Below are 19,304 nucleotides of genomic sequence, written 5' to 3' on the forward strand. Positions count from 1 at the left end.
CTCCGTAGCTCAAACCCGCGCCCAGAGGCGGATGCGGGTCGGAGGGGCCCGGAGCTCGGAGGGGGTGTTGCGGTCGACGTCCCCGTTGGCCGGCAGAAGGTCGATCGTGCCCTCGTCGTCCAGGCGACGCAGCGCGGGCATGAGGCTGTCCGAGAAGGACATGTCACGCAGGATATCCCGGAGACGCCCAATGCTGATGGTGCCGTCCGCGTCCTCGCGCTGCCGCGACAGAACGAGGTGCACGAGGCCGTCGATATACGCCTCCTCCCCGAGCTGCCGGAGGCCCACGGCATACTTGACGACCTCTCGTGCCGCCCGCTGGTAATGCGGGGGCGCGCGCAGGAGCTCGATCAGCAGGAATTCCCAGCGGTCGTCCCCGAGCATCGTCCCCGCGGAGACGCGCGTCTCGCGGGGCAACCGATTTGGCGGAACGGGAGGGAGAAGGGTCGACAGAGGAGGCTCGCGGAATGCGTTCAGGAAGCTATCCGCCTTGCGGCCGAGGAACGCCCAGAATCGATCCCATCGCGACGGCCCGCACTTCGTATCCATGATCGTGTCTCGCGGTGGCTCGGAATGCGCCAAGCTCATCCGCGTTCCGCTCTGCGGCGGAAGCGCCGAGCAGTCCATCACGGTCGTTGCTGCGTCGTCGTCGACGTCCCGAAGAGCATTCATCGTTCCTCCGTCGGCATCGGTGCGGCGCCCCGGTTCGCCGCCGTCTAAGATCGGCGACAAGTCGTGCTCGGACGTGGGCGAGGCCTTCACCGACCCCAGTGGATTCGTGTGCGCGCAGCGCTGTGCTTGCCCAGAAGTGGGCTGCGGTACGCGAATCCACTGCGAACGGTGAAACGTCGCGGATGAGGCGGCTGGCTATTTCATTTTCGTGCTTCCGCATCGCGAATTGCGTTCGCGATCATCCACACGGACGTCGACCGTTGCACGTAGCGGCGCGGCGGGAGAGCCTTGGTATTGCTCGGCATCTCCGATTCCGGATCCTCTTGCGGGCGTGCCAGCCTTGACCGCACAAAGGCAGTGCAGCGCGCGGTTTCCTCAGAATGTCCGCTCTGCGCGCCAGCCGCGAAACCGTCCGCCGCGCGCGACCCGGCATCCGGCGTCGCGGCAAGAATCACTGCCGCCGTCGCCCCGAAGCCAATCAACCGCGCAGGGCTCCGGTGAAGCGTGCCGAAAAATCGCACCCAGAGCGAGCCCACGTGTGCACGCGCCTCGCGCGCTGCGAAGCCAAGCAGCGCGAGCGGAATGGCCCAGGCCCGACGACGCCGGCGCGAGCGGGGCGCCACGTCGCGCACGGCGATGCGCGCTCGGTCGAGCACGCAATCCACCCGCGCGCGCATCGTGCTCCACGGGATGCCATGGTCCTCGGCGAGGTCCTTGATGTCCTTGTCCTCGTAGAAGTGCTCGAGGAGCAACGACCCGTCATCCCGGCTGAGGCGCTCGAATACGGTGGATGCGATTACCCTGTCCTCGAAGGGCCCGAGATACGCTTCCTTCTCCTCCGCAACGAGCTCAATGTCCTCTTCGGGCGCGGGCGATTCTCGTGAGCGAAAGGCATCCCGCCGGTTCGTCATGGCCGCATATTTCGCGAGCGTGCAGAGCCACGCGCCAAACGCGTCGTCATCTTTTGGATCCGGTCGCTCCATTTCGGGCTTGCCACACGCGAGTACGAATGCATCATGGACGACATCATCGACATGCGCCGCGTGCACTCCAATCGACCGAACGACCGCGGCCATGGCGACCCGGTGCCGGAGCAGAGCTTCCTTGGAGACCCGGAGCTCGTTCGCGCAGTCGTCGATGCCGCGTGTCATTCCGGATACCTCTCGGCCGAGCCTCGGCCCGGTGCCCCGTCCCTGCTCGCGTTGACTGGTCCCACGAAGGTAAAGGGCACGAGAAGCCTCCCATCACGAAAAAATCGACGGACCCCCCGAAGATTTCTGGTCGAGGGGCCTGAAACGTGAAGCCGCACACGGCCAGAGGCCATGGCGGGCGCCTCGGCGTCGGGGGCTGCACGATTGTCCTGGCGTTGACCTGGCCATCGTCGTCGTTCGCGGCGGACGAGGTGCCGCGTCATCGCGTCGAGCTCACGGCGGATCGCTCGCTCCCCGGATGCTCCAACCCGTTCGACTTCAGCGCCATCCTCACGAACTGGCTGCCCGTGAGCACCCTGGACCCGACCGCCACGCGTTCGCTCGTCGTGCGGATCCGGCGGCTACCGGATGGCGGGAAGTCGGTCGACACGACGATCACGGACGAGGCCGGAGCCGTGGCGCACTCCGAGCATCACGACTACCCGCCGACGGACGACTGCTTCAAAGTGTTGTACTGGACGGCGTTCGACGCGGCGAAACGGATCCGCGAGCTCGCGCCGCCACAAGAGGAGGAGCCTGCCGCACCGCTACCGCCCGAGCCTGCGCCGCCCGAGCCCGCGCCGCCCAAGCCTGCTCCGGCCCCGCCCTGCCCGGCGTGCCCGCCACCGCCAAAGCCGCCAGCTACGCCTCCCATGCGCGGTTTCGTGGCTCTAGGTGCGACGATCTCCCGTGGAGCCGCGCCGGAGTGGGGACCGGGCCTCCGCCTCGCGGGGGGCCTACAACTCGCATCCTTCACGCTCGAGCTCGATGGCCAGTGGATGCCGCTCCTGAACACGCGCCGTGCAGGATTGACCGACGTTGACATCCACACGTTCGGCCTGACGGGCGCTGGCTGTTTCAAGCGCGCGCCGCTCCTCGGTTGCCTGTTGGTCACCGGTGGGATCGTGGGTACGGTGGTGTCGAGCAGGGACTATGCATGGCGGGGCGCAGGTGGTTTCTTCGGCGCGGGAGCGCGCACCGCGGTGGAATTTCCGCTCTCGTCACACCTGATGGCACGCGTGGACGTCGAGGTCGCGCTACCGCTCATTGGCGCCCGCTTGGATTTCTTCGGGCCCTCGCCTTGGGAGCACCTAATTCCCGTCGCGACCGGCGGCGGCTCGCTCTTGTACGCGTTCTGAGGGGGCGTGCAGCCGCAGCGTCCTCGGCGTATCATTCAGGGCTCCCGAGCCCGTGGGGAGACCAAATGCCCTTGTCCAAGAAAGAAGAATCGTGGACTCACGAAATCCGCGCGCACCTGGTCGCTTTATCGCGCGAACCGGAGAGGCCGGCTCTGGACATCGAGTGGCTCATTGCGCGATGCGATGATACGCTGGTTCGCTATGAAGGCCATTGGCAACAAGCATCATATCGGCAGCTAACGAAGGATGTTGCCAATTTCGCCGATGAGTTCCCCGGCATGCTCCCGCAGGAGCTCGTGTGCGCGCCAGAGTGAACGAGTACGGGATTGCGTCATCGGGGCACTTCCCTGACGCCCGTGGGATATTCAGAATCAGCTCGTGGGCGCGTAGCAGCACACCGTGACGGGGTCCGCGAGCACGACTTCCCCTTGCACGTCGCCACCGCTCGGCATGCATGCACCCTTCGTGTACTCGAGGACCTCGGCAGACTTGCCGAGGAGCTGCGTACCCGCCATGAGGTCGTGGCACGGGGAGCTCATGCCGGTGGAGACGTTGAACGCCGCCTCCTCAATCGTGCAGCCCGCGCCGCTAAACAGCCGGAATTTCGTGTTGCAGAAACCGCCGGTCGGCTCGCTGCATGTGCACTCCGCACAGGTCCGGTTGTCCTTTACATGCCGGTAGAGGAGCTGTCTCTCGCCCCAGCCCTCCGGACAGGGGTGATCCCCTTCGCGAAACAAACAAGCGGAGAAGCTGGGAGGCGTTGGCACACACCTTACCCGCAGCTTCCGCGCAGATCGGCGCGGGAGTCGCACTCATGCACGCTTTCCCGAGTGGTGTCTGCGGACCGCCTTCCCACGCCCGCGGGATTGTGGGCTCGGGGTCTCCCTCGAGGTGCGGCTTGCACGGCAGCTCCTCGATCGTCGGGGGCGCGATCATGATCGACCGAACGCAGGGCACCCCGCCGCAGAGCTTCCCGCTTTGGATCGACTTGTCCTCGTTGCAGACACCCTCCCAGTTTGTCGGCGGATCGAGGTTTGTCTTGACACCGAGGTTCGGATCCGGAGTGCACGCAGCCGAGCTAACCGTCCACGTCTCCGGCAGCTTGCACGTTCCCTCGGGCGGATCGCACTTGCATGTGCCGCATGAGGGCGGGGGCGGTTCGGCCCACGCTTCGAAGGCGAGGATCGGCGCGTCCTCAGGGCACGTCGGCGCCTCCAGATCCCAGCCCTGCCAGAAGCTGACTGGCCCCTTCCAGTTGCCGGCCGCGGGCGGCGTGCACGTTCCACCAGCGCAAAGGGAAGACATCGAGCCGTCGCTGCCTCCATCGAGCGAGGAGCACCACGGAGCGAGCGTTCGAGGGCTCTTCCCCTCGGGGCACCACTCGGGCGTCGGGCACGGGCAGCACTCGAAGGGGACGTCGGGAGCGCAGCCGGTGCGGCAGTGCTCGGGGGGCTGGGGCGGAGGATCCGCATCCCAGCACGCCTCACGGAAGATGCATGGGCAACACTCTTCCGGGATGGACAGCAACCCGTTGTCCTGGAGCGGACAGTCGCCAGCGATGTAACCGCCGGGAGCGAGGCATGCGGGAACGGCGATCGCGGCGCCTCCGAGGCAAGCCGCGATCACGATGCCGGCACGCACCAGACGAACCATGGTCCTCATGTTACACCACTCCTTCGTCAGCGAGCTCCGCGGAGAGCGTCGCGGGCAGGTGGGCCGCAGGTCTCGGCGTCAGGGGCCGCGGAGGCGCAGCGCGCGCGGAGGCCGAAGGAGTTGCTCTTACTCTCTCGGTCGCGGTCGCGCGCTGCTTGACGGCCGGCGCGGCGGAGGGCTCGCGCGTCGGCGCCGGAGCGGTCGGTTCTGCCATGAGGGCGGAGGGTACACGGACAAACCTGGGAGGGGAAGGGACAAACCTGCCCCTACGATCCGCGGCGCCACGGACGGCACCGCATGTCCGTGACATGGGGCACCAGGAACTCGCCTACGTGGAGCCGCCGAACTCCCGCACTGCCCGTGCTCATGCTGCGGGGTAGTGGTCGACGCGTCGTGATGTGGAGCATCGCGACGGAGGAGCGTCGATGCAGTCCCCCGCCATTATCTGGCTCGCGACGTCCCTTGGCCTAACGGCGTGCAGTGGCCCCATGCCCAACACGGTGATTCATGCAGCGACCGGCGATGCCGCGCGCATGCCCGTGACGTGGGACCCGCAGCCACCCACTTCCACCGCACCGGCCCCTACCGCGCCGCCCATGACCCAGACGCAAACGGTCAACGTCTTGGTTGGGCCGACCAGCGGGCTCGAACCTGCACGGCAGACGGGCGACTCGCCCGCAGCGAAGCGGTCCCTCACCGATACTCCCGAAGACGTGGATCCGACAGAGGCCCCCACGATGACCGGTGCGCAGGAGATCAAGCTCGCGAACGGCGAACAGATTCGCTACTCGGGGCCGGCCACGTTCTTCCTGCTCGACGCGAAGAAGGGACTGCTGGGGATGTTCCTTGTCGACGTGCGAGAGCTCGACCACGGCTACATCTCCGATGTGTGGCTGCTCGACGGCGAGGAATGGCGCCACGGCACGATGTTGAGGCGGTTGTCGCTGAGCAACTGCACCAACATGCCGCTCTCGCCCCCTCCGCCGCGCAGCATGCTCGACAGGTTCAACCAAGGCGTTACGTGGCTCGTCTCGGACGGAGCCGTGGTGCCGGGCCCGCTCTTCTATCAAGCGCTGTATACCCTCTTCGGCCAACAGTCCAATCTCGATTCCGAGGTCATTCATCCAAATGATGCAGCACGCCGCAACATGTTGCGGTTTTCCTTTGCCCTCGCGCATTTTCACAACGAAGAGATGCGTCCCTGTGATCACCTCAGTCAGTATTCTGGCGACCTCTTTGCCGGATTCGTGCGCATGAACCGAGCGTCTAGCGCGCCTTGGACGTCAACCCGAGCAAGGACACCAGGAACCCAACAATGACGCTCAGAGGCAACGTCCGGGGACCGAAAGGGTTCATGAAGGAAGAAGAAAAGCGCCTCGCCGCCCCTGTTGCCCATCGACGCCGAACGGTGCGACGCTCCTGCGCCGCATGAGACGACGCACCGCCCTCGATCTGGTCGTTCCCGCCGCAGTCCTCCTCATCGCCAGCGCCGCCCACGCCGAGGAGCCGTCGTGCTCCGAACGCCCGAACGCCGTCGTCGCGGACCTCGGGCTGCACGTGATCAACGCCGGTTATCAGCGCGTTTTCGGCTGTCACGTCACGGTGCAGGCGACCGCCGGGCTTTATGGGCCTTGGACGGTTACGCAAAACGTGCTCGGTCTGGGCCGCGGCGATCGCACGCCGGACGAGGATGTCATCGGTATGGTCTTGCGTGGGCGTGTCTTCTTCCACCCGCTCGGGCGCGCGCCCGGCGGGCTTTGGATTTCACCCTATACGCAGGCGGGCCCGGTCCGCTCGAGGGTCGCATCGGAGAAGATCTGGGGTCCCGCGTTCGCGGCGGGGCTGAGCGCCGGGTGGACGTGGAGGCTGGGCAATCACGTCCTGCTCGGCCTCGGGCTCGGCGCCCAATATCACCGCGCTTCCTTCTTGGGGAGGACGGCACGCCCCGGGTTCTCCCTCTTCGGGCCAACGGTGGATATCAACGTCGGGTTCCGCTTCTGACGCCCTTGCCGGACATTGGTGGCAGGGATGCGTGCCCCGGTCGCGCCTCACTTCGGCCATGTTCCCCGGACTGTGGCGTGTTCGGGGGGTAGCGCCTCCCGGAAGATGATCGCTGTGCCGAGGGCATTGGCGCTTGGCACGAAGGGGTCGCCGGATGCTGTTCGGCGCAGTGGGATCCCGTTGTCCCGCAGGAGGTTTTGGGTGGCGGCGATGTCGCGCACGGCGACGGTGTAGGCGACGAGGGCGGGCAGTGCGGCGGGTTGCTCGCCCGGCAACAGTGTTGCCAGGCCGGATTCGGGCACAAGGGTCAACCGCGCGTTATCAAGGTCGAAGACCTGCGCCGGGCCGTCCGTCCGGATCGGCCGGTCGAGGTAGTCCTGGTACCGGGCCTGGGCGGCCGCAAGTTCGCTATCCGCGACGCAAAGCACGGCCTCCACGAGGTCGACCGCGCCGTTGGGGTGGTCTGACTGTCGGGCGCCCTGGATGTGCGAATCGAGTTCCGCGGCGACGCCGACCCGTCCCTCCGCAACCGAGCCCGGCCTCGTGTCGATCTCCAAGTAGCGAACGGTCTCGACCACGGTTCCGGTCTCGGTCTCCACCGGGCGCCGCACGGTGTTCACCCCGCCGTGCCCGATCCCGGACGCGGTCAGCCGCGTGGCAACCGCGTCGATGTCGGGCGATGAGAACATCAAGATGTGCAAGCCCTCGAAGCGCTCCAGGCACACGGCCAGGCTGGCGCTCGTGGTGGCAATCCGCTCGACGAGTTTCGGCAGCACATCGGCCGGCGCCTGCAGAGGGACAAGCTTTGCGTCGGCCGGGATGTGGTCGCCCTCGCGCACGCGGGTCGCGAGCTCAAGGAAGTTGCCTGGGAAATCGGCGTGAGTGTTGGCAGCGCCGAACGGCTCGGGCTCGGCCCCCTCCTGGCGGGCCATCGCGGGATAGCTGGGTGGCGGCACCACAAAGCCCAGGCGTCGGTAGAGCGCGAGCGCGGCGGCCATGTCGTCGACCACGTGGCCAACGTGGTGTATGCGAACGATGTCGTGTCTCACGTCGGCCACCCTAAATACCTCCGACCGAGTGGTCAATCTACCTGGTGGCGGGCGAACGCCGGCCGAAGCTTCGGATCGAGGTCGCCCCCGATCAGAAACGCCAACACGAGCGGTCTCGGGTGCCCTTCGCCGGCCAGCACGAGCCGAAGTGCCACGGCTACCTCCGCATGGTAATTCCGAGAGCCGCCAGCGCCAGCACACCGAAAAGCACCTGACCGAGGCCCGTGCTTTCGCCGCTGGCAAGGTCGTGAAACTCGATGTCCTCGCCGTAAAAGAACTGGAGGATCGTCACGTGGTCGTATCCCTGGGCGGCCAGCCAATGAGCACAATGCTACCCCACGCAGCCGCGGTTTCCCGGGTGCGAGTGCAGCGAAAGACTCGTCGGAATGACATCACGTCCTCGCCGCCCAGCATTGTACGTCACCCATCGCTCGGTCTCGGTTGGATCCGGACCGTGCGACCCATCCGGGTTCCAATACGCCCCCGCAACGTGATTCGCGAGGATCATCGGCCCCTGATAACGCAACACGATGCCCCGCGTCCGCGTCGCTGCCTCGACGCAGTCCCCGCCGGCGTACCGCGAGAACACCTGGAACTGCTGCCCGCTGGGGATCGCCGTCGTGCGTCCCAGCGTCAGCCGGTCCCGCATCGCCCGGAGCACGAACGTTCGCACGGCGATGGCGAGAGCCGCTTTCGCCTCCGGATGCGCGTGCAAATGCTCGCCCGCGACCACCCGCGGCACGTATTCGAGCTCGAGCGAGAGTCACCCCGCGGTCGTGAGGATCCGCTCCGGCGCCTCGGCAGGCTCCTCCTCCATCAGAATGCTCATCTCTTCAATCCGTGCCGAACCACGAAGATGCCGCAATCCGTCACCGGCGACGTCCCCGGATGCAACCAGACCCGCGCCGTCGCCCGCCCCGCACCACTCCAGAAGCGAAAGACCCATCGTTCGACGGGGCTCGGATACTTCGCCATCGCCACGACCTGCCGCTTCTGCACGAGGGGACCCACGATCACGGCGGGCAGACTGACGAGCAACCGTTCCTTTCCGAAAACGACATCCCGAAGCGTGAGCGGGGGAGGCTCGTCCCCCACCAGCGGCGGCTGCTCCATGATAACGATGCAATGTGTCGTTGGGCCGAACTGCGGATCCGACTCGACGACGTTCTGCTTCGATTCGCTATCGATCTCCGCCACGCTCATGCCATCCCCCTTCAGGTCTTCACGCCCGATTGCCGCTGGTGGTGCTGGAACGCGATCCCGTTGAGCGAGAGCTGCACGTAGAGCCCCACTTCGAGCGGCCGCATGAGCACGCCTCCGAGCTCGATCGGCTTGATCGGGAAGACGATGTCCTCCGGGACGTGAATGACCGCGTTGAATGCGCCGTGCTCGTTTCGCTCTCGCGCGGGCGACGCGGAACAATGTGCAGGTGGTGATCCGGTCGGTGCTGCGATTCGCGGTGGCGCGGAAGTACCTGCGCGCGATGCCCGAGGGGATGCCGCGGCTCAAGGCGATGGGGCAGAGCATTCTGGAGATTCCGTCGGACGAGGAGGTCGAGCGGATCCTCGCGGCCGCGAGTGAGCGGCATCGGGTGAGCTTTGCGTTGATGGCATACGCGGGGCTGCGGCCGAACGAGGTGCGGGCGCTACGGTGGCGGGATGTGCGGCTGCGGCGAGATGGGGAGGTCGTGGGCGGGTTCGTGAGCGTGCGGGAGGGGCGGTCGCACGGGGAGACGCACACGCCGAAGACAGGGCAGCGGGAGGTGCCGGTGGCGCCGGAGCTGGGGAGGTTGCTGGCGGGGGTCGAGGGGGCCGGGGGTGCGGGGCGGGAGGAGTTTGTGGCGCTGAATGAGCGGGGGAGGGCGTGGGGGCAGTACGGGATCGTGCAGGCGTTTGAGAGGGTGCGGCGGAAGGTGGGGGTCGGGGGGTGGTCGGTGTATTGTCTAGAGCAATACGCCTCGCGTTCACTTTCGCTTGATTTTACCGACACTTGACTCGTCGGGGTCGTGCCTCCCCGATAGTTTTCCGACAGATTCCCGCCGCCCGGGGATCCCTCGCCGGCCGGGATGAGCAGGCAGGCGGGCAGGGGCGGGAAGACTTCGCCGGCGTTGCCCCGGAGCGCTTCACCTTCGCGGATGTAGATCAACGTCGAGTTGAAGTTCTGGTGTCCCGCGCGCTGCATGATGACATGCGTAGAATCCCCACGCATGGCCATCCACGTAATCCCCGTCGCACGTAGGTCGTGGAACGTCATTCGCTTGTGGAGGTCATCCGCGATGTACAGGTCCGGCCGGTCGAGTCCTGCCGTCTGCATGGCGAGGCGGAAGCGCCGGGCCATGTGGCCGCCATAGACTGGAATCACCCGGCCGCTTTCGTCACGTTCGGCGTACAGCGCGTGAAGCAAGGGCAGTAGATTCGGCTCGATGCGAAAGGCACGCGGGCGCTTGGTTTTCGTCCCCTTCTCCTGCTTTCGAGCGTTATCGAAGCTGCGGCGGACATAGATGACGCCCTCCTGTAGGTTAACGTCGGTCCACCGCAGACGAAGGATCTCCGATATGCGGGAGTAGAGGTATATGGCAAGCGTCGCCAGCCGGCGCATTTCGAGCGGTACTTTCTCGCACGACGCGAGTTGTAGGAACTCGCTCGGGAAAAGGTACACCTTCGATCGATGAGTACCCAAGTCAGGACCCACGACGCCCTGCGCTGGATTGTCCTTGCGGACGCGCAGCGCGAGGTTTTTCGCCGACGATGCATCCCTGAACAGCTTGTGCACCGCAAGCCATAGCTTTTTCGCGCTGCGCCACGAATACTCGCCTTGGACGATCTTCTTGTCGAGGACTTGGACCAGTCTCTCCAAATCCTCGCGCGTTATCGTCGCGATTGGCTTCTCTCCGATGGTCGGCACGACGTGCAGCGTAAAGGCCGAGCGGTCGCTCTTGATGCTGGTATATCCTCGCTCCTCGCGGTCCCTTATCCACCGCTCGAAATACGCAGCGAACGTCTCTCCCTTTGGAATGGGCGCGCCCTTGCTCCGCTCGCGCGCCTGCTGGTCGAGCCGTTCGCGCGCCTTGTCGGGGTTGTCCGTGTAGAACTTCGCCGTTTCGCGGGCGCGAGCTTCGGACATGCCCGGGGGGAGGTGGATCCGCACGTAGCGGCCGTCCAGAAGGACGCGCGCCACGTAATGGTCACCTTCAAGCAATATGTTACCCGTGCGACGGCGGCCCATATTACAGGACCTCCGCGCTTCGGTTGGATGGAAAAACGCTGGATCTCGCCCAGATGGACGGTATGGTAGCCACGGTCAAACCTCGCTCTGTTCGGGGTTTGGCAAGGGTCTCCGTGCATGTCCCATCATGCATGGAGGCCCGCTTTGTACTGCCCTACCAGCCGACCACACCCCTCGGCGGGCGTCAAGGGCCGGCCTCGGCCGCTCGGTTGGCTCGCGGCGGCGCGCGGGGCGCCCGTGACGGGATCGGCGAGGGGAGAGCGGCCCGGCGTCGCATCGAGCACGCTGCGCCCGTCCTCGCGCCCGTGGGGGGACGTGGCGGAGCTGCGCCGGTCGGCCTCGGCGCGGGGGGACCTCGGCGAGCTCGCGGGGGCTCTCGAGGTCCGCCTCGTGCTCGCGTTCGGCCTCGGCCTCGGCGCGCCCGTGCGATCGGCTCGCGGCGGCGCGTAGGCGCCTCGTGCTCGCGCCCGCGTCGCGGTAGCGCCCGAACCCTGCTTCGCCCCCCTCGCCGATCTTCTCGCGCCCGCTGCGCGCCCGCGTCGGGGTGCTCTCGAGCTTGGTTCGTCCGGGCGATCGGCTCGCGCGTGGTGGGGGGCGCGCTCGCGCCCTTCGTCCGGATGCGCCTCGGCGCGCGCATGTCCGCCCGGCGCAGCGGCGGCGCGGCGGCGCGGGGTGATGCTCTCGAGGTCCGCCTCGTGCTCGTCCTCGGCGGGCGCCTCGGAGAGCGCACGCTCGCCCGTGCGGCTCGATCGGCTCGCGGCGGCGCGATGCTCCGCGCAGCGTGGCCCGTTCGGAAGCGCGGCGAGCTCGCGGCCGTCCTCGGCCTCGATGTCTCGACGGGCGAAGGGCGGATCGGTCCGTTCGGGCGGCGCGCATCGAGGCGCCGCTCGTGTATGGTTCGTCATGGCATATCAGCGGCGGCGCTCGCGTGCGCCTCGCCGCTCCCTTTCGAGTGCTTCAATCCCAGCGCGCCCGCCCCCCACGGGCGCGCACGATGGCCGAGGACGCGCGAGCACGAGGCCGATCGAGGTCTCGACGGTCCGGACCTCGCGCGAGGCGCCTCGGCGGAATCAGCGATGGCGCGGGCGCGGGCTCCGTTCCGTGGTCGGGCCCTGCTTCGGGTCTCGACCCATGACGAGCTCGTGCGCCTCGGCGGGCGATAAGGCGTTCACGTCGACGGGCGGCGCGGCGCGGGCGAAGGGAGGCGGGCGCGGCGCTCGCGGGGGCGCGCCCTCTTGCGCCTCGATGAACGCGTGAGCCTCATCCCGCAGCACGAGGATCGTCTTCCCGTCGGGCGCCTTGAAGCTCCGGAGCTTCCCTTGCCCCGTGAGCCGCTGGAAGGACCGTTCGCCCCAGGGGAAGGTTTTTCGGTCGTAGTAGCGCGGCCCGTCGCGTCTCCCGTGCTGCGCCGCGGTCTCTATGACGAGCGTCACAAGCCATTTCAGGAAGCGCACGAATGCGTTGCCAAGATCGGTCAAGGGATCGCCGGGCCGAGGGTCATCCGTTGCCATGGTTGGCGCCTCCCTTCTGCGCGCTTGCCTGTAGCTGCTGACGAACCTGGGCGAGCGTCCCGACGCGCACGGGGAGGCCCCCCGTCACGCGTGCGAGGGTTTGACGGCTGATGTTGAGGCGCTCGAGTGCCGCCCGCTCGCCGATGGCAGACACGAGAGCGCCGAGGGCTTGGCGCACGTCATCGGGCGGGGTGACACCCTGCGCGCGGGGAATCTTGGAGCGTTGCGCTTGGTGCATGCGAGGTGTTCTAGTCATTCCTGCGCCCCCGCCTATGCACAATGCGCCCGTGGGCATTCGAGACCCGCGGCCAGGAATGCCCAAAGAGGCTTTGGGGAATCGCGGCTTACATGGGGTGCCCAAACCCGCTTTGGGCATTCATTCCCACGATCTAGGGGTCGGGGTCGGTATTGGGGTCTCGCTGGGGTCGACCGGCCTGGGTCTCGGCCCGGAGGCGCTCCGCATTCTCGCGCCGCTCCGCTTCGCGGTTGTATTGCATGGTTCCGATCGTGCGAATCAGCTTTTCCTTTGGTAGCTGGTATCCAAGCGCGCCACACTCTGCAATCAGATATCCGGCGAACCGCTCAACGGTAATGTTCTCTTGGAGCAATTCATCCAAGCGCTCGATCGCGACGTGGCGGAATCGTCGGTCGATGCTCTCCAGGTCCTCTTTCAGACTCAGCGCGAGGGCGCGAACCTGCTCGATCGTCTCGCGCTGCAAGGGCTCGCCGTGGCCGGGGACGATCTTCTTTTTTCGACCGCCCTTCTTGTCGAGGTCTCGCCACCCCGGGGCAAGATGCCCAAAGCCGTGGAGACGGCTTAGCTCCTCCCGCGCATCGCGGATCGCGTCCAGTACGGCATAGACGAAAAGATCCTTTTGGGGAGGCGTGCCTTTCCATTCCAAGGATTCTGCCGCATGCTCAAGTCTTAGCCATGCCGCGTGGTTATTCTCTTTGATGGCAAGCATGAGGTGAGAAAGGATGCGCTGAGCCAGCACGACCCGCCGTATCGTGTGGATATGGCGTCGGTGCCTGATTTGTGGGTCGTTCGTCGCCTTTGGAGTCATGCCGAGGCGTGCAAGTGCCTCGCTCTCGCTCGCCGTTGGCACGTAGGAGAGCCGGATCAAGTTGGGCCCGAAGAACGTCAGCACTTCGCGCAGAAGGCGCTGGGTTTCCTCGATTTGAGCGGTAAAGGCGTCTTCCTGGGTAACCGGCGCTTGCTCGTGCGTTGCGCCCGCTTTCGATTCGATATGCGCACCGGCCGGCGCATCGTGCGGCGCGCTCGCATTAGGCTCGACGCTCGCCACGGCGGGCGCATCGGGCGGGTTGCGCGTGCTCGCCTGTCTCGCGTTCCTCTTCGCGGCGCTCTTCTTCGCGGCGGCGCTCTTCTTCGCGGCGGCGCTCTTCTTCGCGGCGCTCGCGGCCTCGCGCGTCGCATCGCCCTTGCCCTGCTTCCTCGTGCTCGCCTTCCCCTTGGCCATGTGCGGGATCGTGCGTTCCGTCCTCGAGATCCCCAAGTTTTCGGCGAGGGGGCCGAGGTTCGGCCGGGCGTAGCTCGTAGCGGCCGAGGCCGGGCGCTTGCGATCGGCGGACGTGCACGAGCTCGCGGCGCGGCTCGCCGAGGACGAGTGTGCTCCGCGCCGCCCTCGATGATCGCCGGGCCAAGGGACCGCGGACCATGGGCGCAGCGGGCCGAGGACGAGCGCCGGCTCGACGTGCACGAGCTCGCGGCGCGAGCCTCGCCGATCGGCCCGCGCCGAGGCCGAGGAGGATCGCGGGGTGCGTCTCGACGTGCGACGCCGGGCGGCGCGTCCTCGGTGCGCCCGCTTGCCTTCCGGCAGAGGGGGCAAGATTCCGACGGCTCGCCGGTTCGGACCTCGGCGGAGCAATCGCGCGGTACCCCTCGCCAATCGAGCGGTATGCGTCGCGGGGACGGCCCGCGATTGCATTGCGTTGAGGCTCGATTGTGTGCCGCACAATGTGCTCGCAGTGCTCTTGCTAATGCCGGGAGCTTGTGAAAAAACCTCGGCCATGGCTACTCCGTTGGAATCCGACACGCGGCGGCGCGTCTATCTGCTCGCGGCCGTCGCAGACCTACACCCCGAGACGGCGCGGGCGGCGCTTGAGGGCAAGCCCATGTCCCGAAAGACTCGCGACGCGCTGCGCGCTGCGCGGGCGAACGTGTCCACGGTCCGTGACGAGCTCGGCGCGGTCCTGGATCGGCTCACGGCAACCGACACCGCGAGCACGGCCGGCGCAGCGTCCTCGGCCTCGATGCCGGGCGGCGCGGCGGCGCTCGCCTGAACGAACGCGAGGTGCGAGCGTCCTCGGCCTCGATGCCGGGCGGCGCGGCGGCGCTCGCCTGAACGAACGCGAGGTGCGAGCGTCCTCGGCCTCGATGCCGGGCGGCGCTCGCGGCCTCGCAATCATAATGCCAGGGGGACGCGTCGAAAGGAGGGCGGCGCGAGCGGGAAAGGTGCGCGCTGCGATGGTTCGCGCGAGCGGCGATCGTGCGCGCTGGGATCGTATACCAAGAAAAACGGCCGCCCCGGGAGCACACCGGACGGCCGCGAATGGTCGAGACACCATGAAAGTAGCAGAATCAGAGCCCGAATGCAATGGGCGGCGCGAGGACGAGCATTCCCTCGATGCTCTCGACGGTCGCCCGGCCGACGCTGGGGAGCTTCCGCATGAGGCCAAGGCGGGCGCGCCGGTCGGGACGGCCGAGCACACCACGCGCGAGCCGAACGAGGCGCACGTCGAGCCGGACGAGATCCGGCCCCGCGAGGCCGAGGCGGGCGCGGAACAATTGGCGCAGAACGAGTCCCCCCTCGATGCTCTCGAGGTCCCTCCGCGCCGCAAACAATCCGCCAAGGTCGAGAGCCGGCCGGACGCATCGCGCCCGCCTGCCGAGGAGCACGACGACGGCCGCCCGCCTGGCGAGGCTCGCGAGCGCGCCCGGTCCCCTCGCGGCTCGAAACGCGCCGAGGCGCAAGGTTCGGCCCGCGGGCACAAGCGATCCCAGCGGCAAGCGCCGGACCATCCCCCGGGGGATTGGCGCAGCGCGCTCGTGTACACGTACACACGAGACAGCCGCAAGATCCGGCACGTCCCGGCGAATGCCATTACGATTCTAACTCACGACGAATCGTGGCGCGGTGTCCTGGTCTGGGACGAGTTCATCTGTGCGATCGTGTGCACGCGGTCTCCACCCTGGCATCCTGACGACGACGACGGGGCGCAGCTATCCCAGTGGACGGAGACGGACGTCACGAAGCTACAGGCGTGGCTCGTGCGCCGGTACGAGCTCGACTTGACCCCAGGGCAATGCTACGCGGCGGCCGAGCTTGTGGCAAAAAAGCGCCGGATCCACCCTATCCGCGAATGGCTGCACGGCCTTCGATGGGACGGCGAAAAACGCCTCGAGACGTGGTTGATCCGTCACCTCGGCGCGTCTGATACGCAGTACGTGCGCCTCGTGTCGCGCTGGTTTCTCGTGTCGGCCGTGGCTCGGGCGATGCGCCCCGGCGAGAAGGTGGACACGATGATCATCATCGAGGGACTTCAGGGGCTCAAGAAAAGCACGACGCTCCGCACCCTGTTCGGCGCGCAATGGTTCTCCGACGCGTCGATCGACTGGGGTAGCAAAGACCGTTTCGAGGTCCTTCGTGGGCGCTGGTGCGTCGAGATGGCCGAGCTCGATGGCATCCACAAGGCCGAGATCTCCAGGGTCAAGGCGTTCCTCGCGACGCAAGAGGATTACTACCGCCGACCCTATGCGAAAGCGGCGGAAACCGCGCCGAGGCATTGCGTGTTCGCGGGCACGGTCAATCCGAACGCCCTGGGCACGTATCTCCGCGACGACGAAAACCGGCGGTTCTGGCCTGTGCTATGCACGCACGAGGCGGACCTCGGCGAGCTCGCGGCCGAACGCGAGCAGCTATGGGCGGAGGCGGTCCAATGGTACCAGGGCGACGAAGCAACGCGCCGATGGTGGCCCGAGACAGCCGAGGAAAAAGCCTTGTGCGCGGCCGAGGCCGAAGCACGCCGCCTCGGCGATGCGTGGCAGGGCTTGATTGACGCCTACCTGGAAAAGCCACCGCGCAAGGAGGTCACGATCACGGAGGTTTTGGAGCGCGCCGTCCGGCTGGACGCGTCCAGAATGGACCACGGGGCGAGCATCCGGGCCGCTACGTGTCTCACTCGCGCGGGGTGGAGCAGGGACGGTCGCGAGCGCCGCGACGGCCGCAGGGAGACCGTCTACAAGCGGCCTCCGAAGCAACCCGCAAGCGCCGAGGCGGGCGCGCAGCTACCGCGCGAGGACGAGGACGCGGGCGCGGAGCCGCACGACTGGAGACGCGACCCAATCGCCGCGGCCGGATTGCAGCCGTTGCCTGAAGGGCAATCCTACGCCGAGGCCCATTATCAGAGCTTTGCCGTCGTCGCTCTGCCGGGTCGCCATGTCGTGCGTTGGCTCGATCCTGACGAAGCGGCGCACGCCGGGAGGTTGCCGCGGTACGTTTTCGCCAAGGGCAAAAACGGCTGTCCCTTCGCGCTCTGCGAATGTCGACCGATTTGCCGCAATGGCCATTGCGAGCATGCAGACATGGATCAAGGGGGTTGCACGTGCTGACGAAAGGCGGCCGATATGGGAACCCTCCGCGCCGCCCGGCGTCGCAACGGGGCTCGACGTCGGGGAGACGGCCGCCCGCGCGCCCATCGCCTGCTTCCGCCTCGCCGCGCGTGCGCCTCGATGATGCGCCCTTCGCTCGTGTGCTGGACACCCTCGCCCGCCTCGGATCCCTCGAGAGCGAGCAGGGCGCGCCCGTCGCGCGCGCTCTCGACCGTGCGGGGTTGCTCGGCCATGCGCGCCGCGCGGGGTGGACGGCGCTCCCTGCGTTCGATGTCCTCGCGCGTGCGCTCTCGACGGCCGAGCTCGTCGGTGCTGGGCTCGCGCGGCTCGACGCGGGCGGCATGCGCCCGCAGTGGCCCGCGCACCGTCTCTTGATCCCCTGGACGGCCGAGGCGGGCGCGGAGCAGGAGCACAAGCGCACCTTCGCCCGGCGCTCGCTCCTACCACCGGACGAGCGCTACCCGGTCACGATATGGCCCCCCCGGGCGGCACGCGCGTGGCCTGCTTCGGATCGGCGCGGAGGAGCCGGCGAGGGATGCGCGTAGCGTGCTCGTCGCCGACGCCTTGGACGCGCTCGCGTTGCTCGCGTTCGCCGAGGCCCGCGGGCGGGCGGCCGTCGCATACGTCGTCCCGTGGCTGGAATGGCTCCCCCTGGATGCATCGCCCTTCGCGCCCGGCGATCGTGTGTACGTGTCGATCCCGCGCCCGCATGGGTACGAGCTCGCGCGCCGGCTCGCCGCTCGCGGGGTGAAGGTGCACGAGCTCGCGCCGCCCGTGGGCGCGTCGTGGGGGGAGACGTGGGGAGCGTACCGTGGCGAGGCCGAACGCGAGGCCGAGGCGGACGGCGAGCGCGAACGAGGACGATCCCAGCGCTCGGGCGGGATGAACGCGAAGGACGAAGCTCGAGCGGGCGCGGCAGGGGCGGACTGCGACGCAAGCGGCGGACGTCTGTCGCATCTCGCCGAGCCGTTCGCGAGCACAGCCAGCAAGTGCTCTTTAGCATATGGGCTTTCCCTCATACTCGAGAAGCATTCCATCGACCTTGGCAAAGGTAGTAGTCGTATACCACGACAAGGCGTCCGGAGCAGCCTCGATATGGTCTCCAAGACTATATATGGTATAGCCTCCAGGGGGGCATGCGAGCAGTGTCTCCCAATTGACCACGGGACTCACGCGGAACATGCTGCACAGCTTCGAGCAATACCCTTTCGACTGCAACGAGCGCACAGGGAATACGTAATTTGTGCCCAAGTGGGGGCTCGTTCGATTGCCCACCTTCGTTGAACAATATCGAATACCATCGACAGCAGTATTCTGCGTGACCCATTGCAGCAGTAGTTGCGGGACAATGTATTCCGGCTTAAATGTCGCACTAGGTTCTTTAGCTATCGTGGAGCACGCTGCTACAAGTGGCCAGCAAACGGCATTTGCTACGATGTAATTTTCCAAGTCAGTCTGGGCAGGATCCTGCCGAAGCTTTTCTACTTCTGAAACGAGGCGGCGAGGAACATTAGCCAAGTCCAGCACATGAACATTTTCCGGATCGGCAAACCGAAGCGCCATGACATAGACGGAAGCGAATGGTGGGCGTCCCATCTCCTCCCAGCAAACGTACGTCGACGTGCCGAGATACAAACATGGTAGCCCTTGAATGCTGTAGCGTTGTGAAGAGACTCGGCCACGTTTCTCAAATGGTATGTGGAATAGCTCTTCCGAGGACCACCGTTTGGGCTCGACGCTGGTCCGCATGCGAAACGCAAATGGGAGTCCATTGCGTGCCGGGAACACCCTCATCGATTGAATATGCCGTGATACTTGGGACATTGCTTTGGCAAATGTAAGATATGCGTTGCTTGGACGCCCTTCGAGATACTCGTCGACGCACTGACGAATGCCGGATGTCAATTCTTCGAAAGCCGCTGCTTCTGCCGCAATGCGCGCTTCGAGTGGTGAGCCCGAGAGGTTAGTCATAGCCGTTTTGTGCTCGGCGAATACTCTCTCCAGATATTGGGGAAAGTGGTCTTCGCTGCGCTGTTTCGGAAGCTGCGCAGCATCGGATCGGCACCACTCTTCGAGGGTCGGCATGGGGAGATCTCCTTTCGATGCATGCTCGATCGAACTGCCCGGCAAGGCCAAGAAACGCGGCCCGCCGGCTTCCCGGCGGCCCTTGGTTTGGAGGCGGGCGCGGTAGCAGCTCCTCGGCGCTCGCGTTCGGAGACGGCGCGGGGTGTTCT

Annotated in this window: 19 protein-coding genes and 1 pseudogene; 9 read left to right on the plus strand and 11 right to left on the minus strand. The window is 66.7% G+C overall.

The genetic code is table 11. From position 1 onward, the window contains the following. Positions 1–9: 9 nt before the first annotated feature. Complete coding sequence (locus KEG38_RS43040; RefSeq protein WP_272426577.1) at positions 10–672, minus strand: hypothetical protein; 663 nt, start codon at positions 670–672, stop codon at positions 10–12. A gap of 200 nt (positions 673–872) precedes the next feature. Continuing rightward, positions 873–1,424: a hypothetical protein gene (locus KEG38_RS43045; RefSeq protein WP_272426578.1), complete on the minus strand. Its 552-nt coding sequence runs from the start codon at positions 1,422–1,424 to the stop codon at positions 873–875. A gap of 545 nt (positions 1,425–1,969) precedes the next feature. On the opposite strand from KEG38_RS43045, the gene KEG38_RS43050 reads away from it, so the two are divergent. Both KEG38_RS43050 and KEG38_RS43055 read left to right on the plus strand, forming a co-directional pair. Beyond that, the gene (locus KEG38_RS43050; RefSeq protein WP_272426579.1) at positions 1,970–3,001 is read left to right on the plus strand and encodes a hypothetical protein; all 1,032 of its coding nucleotides are present in this window, start codon (positions 1,970–1,972) and stop codon (positions 2,999–3,001) included. Between the two features lie 71 nt (positions 3,002–3,072). Then, complete coding sequence (locus tag KEG38_RS43055; protein WP_272426580.1) at positions 3,073–3,315, plus strand: hypothetical protein; 243 nt, start codon at positions 3,073–3,075, stop codon at positions 3,313–3,315. Between the two features lie 57 nt (positions 3,316–3,372). Here KEG38_RS43055 and KEG38_RS43060 read toward each other — a convergent pair whose 3' ends face one another. After that, positions 3,373–3,540: a hypothetical protein gene (locus tag KEG38_RS43060; RefSeq protein ID WP_272426581.1), complete on the minus strand. Its 168-nt coding sequence runs from the start codon at positions 3,538–3,540 to the stop codon at positions 3,373–3,375. 1,710 nt (positions 3,541–5,250) lie between these two features. On the opposite strand from KEG38_RS43060, the gene KEG38_RS43065 reads away from it, so the two are divergent. Then, entirely contained in the window at positions 5,251–5,973 is a 723-nt protein-coding gene (locus tag KEG38_RS43065) for a hypothetical protein (RefSeq protein WP_272426582.1), read from the plus strand. Positions 5,974–6,082: 109 nt separating this feature from the next. Then, positions 6,083–6,655: a hypothetical protein gene (locus tag KEG38_RS43070; protein WP_272426583.1), complete on the plus strand. Its 573-nt coding sequence runs from the start codon at positions 6,083–6,085 to the stop codon at positions 6,653–6,655. A 47-nt stretch (positions 6,656–6,702) separates the two neighbouring features. Here the strand turns inward: KEG38_RS43070 and KEG38_RS43075 are convergent, their stop codons facing one another. From KEG38_RS43075 to KEG38_RS43085, 3 genes are all read right to left on the minus strand, one after another. After that, a complete protein-coding gene (locus KEG38_RS43075; protein WP_308216897.1) occupies positions 6,703–7,713 on the minus strand; it encodes a VOC family protein in 1,011 nt (336 codons plus the stop codon). A 148-nt stretch (positions 7,714–7,861) separates the two neighbouring features. Further along, a complete protein-coding gene (locus tag KEG38_RS43080; RefSeq protein WP_272426585.1) occupies positions 7,862–7,996 on the minus strand; it encodes a hypothetical protein in 135 nt (44 codons plus the stop codon). 39 nt (positions 7,997–8,035) lie between these two features. Then, entirely contained in the window at positions 8,036–8,446 is a 411-nt protein-coding gene (locus tag KEG38_RS43085) for a hypothetical protein (RefSeq protein WP_272426586.1), read from the minus strand. Between the two features lie 864 nt (positions 8,447–9,310). On the opposite strand from KEG38_RS43085, the gene KEG38_RS56225 reads away from it, so the two are divergent. Further along, positions 9,311–9,697 (plus strand): site-specific integrase, encoded by a 387-nt coding sequence (locus KEG38_RS56225; RefSeq protein WP_372518235.1) that lies wholly within the window; start codon positions 9,311–9,313, stop codon positions 9,695–9,697. A 146-nt stretch (positions 9,698–9,843) separates the two neighbouring features. Here the strand turns inward: KEG38_RS56225 and KEG38_RS56230 are convergent. Beyond that, positions 9,844–10,929 (minus strand): annotated as a pseudogene (locus KEG38_RS56230) (tyrosine-type recombinase/integrase); the annotation flags it as partial. Between the two features lie 237 nt (positions 10,930–11,166). Here KEG38_RS56230 and KEG38_RS43095 point away from each other — a divergent pair. Beyond that, the gene (locus KEG38_RS43095; protein WP_272426588.1) at positions 11,167–11,379 is read left to right on the plus strand and encodes a hypothetical protein; all 213 of its coding nucleotides are present in this window, start codon (positions 11,167–11,169) and stop codon (positions 11,377–11,379) included. A gap of 620 nt (positions 11,380–11,999) precedes the next feature. Here KEG38_RS43095 and KEG38_RS43100 read toward each other — a convergent pair. From KEG38_RS43100 to KEG38_RS43110, 3 genes are all read right to left on the minus strand, one after another. Then, positions 12,000–12,440, minus strand: coding sequence for a hypothetical protein (locus KEG38_RS43100; protein WP_272426589.1), 441 nt, complete (start codon positions 12,438–12,440; stop codon positions 12,000–12,002). Then, positions 12,427–12,678 carry a hypothetical protein gene (locus tag KEG38_RS43105; protein WP_272426590.1) on the minus strand — a complete coding sequence of 84 codons (252 nt, stop codon included), beginning with the start codon at positions 12,676–12,678 and terminating at the stop codon, positions 12,427–12,429. The genes KEG38_RS43100 and KEG38_RS43105 overlap by 14 nt, the downstream gene beginning before the upstream one ends. 151 nt (positions 12,679–12,829) lie before the next feature. Further along, positions 12,830–13,918 carry a hypothetical protein gene (locus tag KEG38_RS43110; protein ID WP_272426591.1) on the minus strand — a complete coding sequence of 363 codons (1,089 nt, stop codon included), beginning with the start codon at positions 13,916–13,918 and terminating at the stop codon, positions 12,830–12,832. A gap of 550 nt (positions 13,919–14,468) precedes the next feature. Between KEG38_RS43110 and KEG38_RS43115 the strand changes: the two genes are divergently transcribed. From KEG38_RS43115 to KEG38_RS43125, 3 genes are all read left to right on the plus strand, one after another. Then, positions 14,469–14,741: a hypothetical protein gene (locus KEG38_RS43115; RefSeq protein ID WP_272426592.1), complete on the plus strand. Its 273-nt coding sequence runs from the start codon at positions 14,469–14,471 to the stop codon at positions 14,739–14,741. Between the two features lie 283 nt (positions 14,742–15,024). Continuing rightward, positions 15,025–17,070, plus strand: coding sequence for a virulence-associated E family protein (locus tag KEG38_RS43120; protein ID WP_272426593.1), 2,046 nt, complete (start codon positions 15,025–15,027; stop codon positions 17,068–17,070). 110 nt (positions 17,071–17,180) lie between these two features. Beyond that, positions 17,181–17,615 (plus strand): hypothetical protein, encoded by a 435-nt coding sequence (locus tag KEG38_RS43125; protein WP_272426594.1) that lies wholly within the window; start codon positions 17,181–17,183, stop codon positions 17,613–17,615. 451 nt (positions 17,616–18,066) lie between these two features. Here KEG38_RS43125 and KEG38_RS43130 read toward each other — a convergent pair whose 3' ends face one another. Next, the gene (locus KEG38_RS43130; RefSeq protein WP_272426595.1) at positions 18,067–19,155 is read right to left on the minus strand and encodes an RES domain-containing protein; all 1,089 of its coding nucleotides are present in this window, start codon (positions 19,153–19,155) and stop codon (positions 18,067–18,069) included. Between the last annotated feature and the right edge of the window lie 149 nt (positions 19,156–19,304).

This window comes from Polyangium jinanense, from assembly GCF_028435265.1.
GTDB classification, from domain to species: Bacteria; Myxococcota_A; Polyangia; order Polyangiales; family Polyangiaceae; genus Polyangium; species Polyangium jinanense.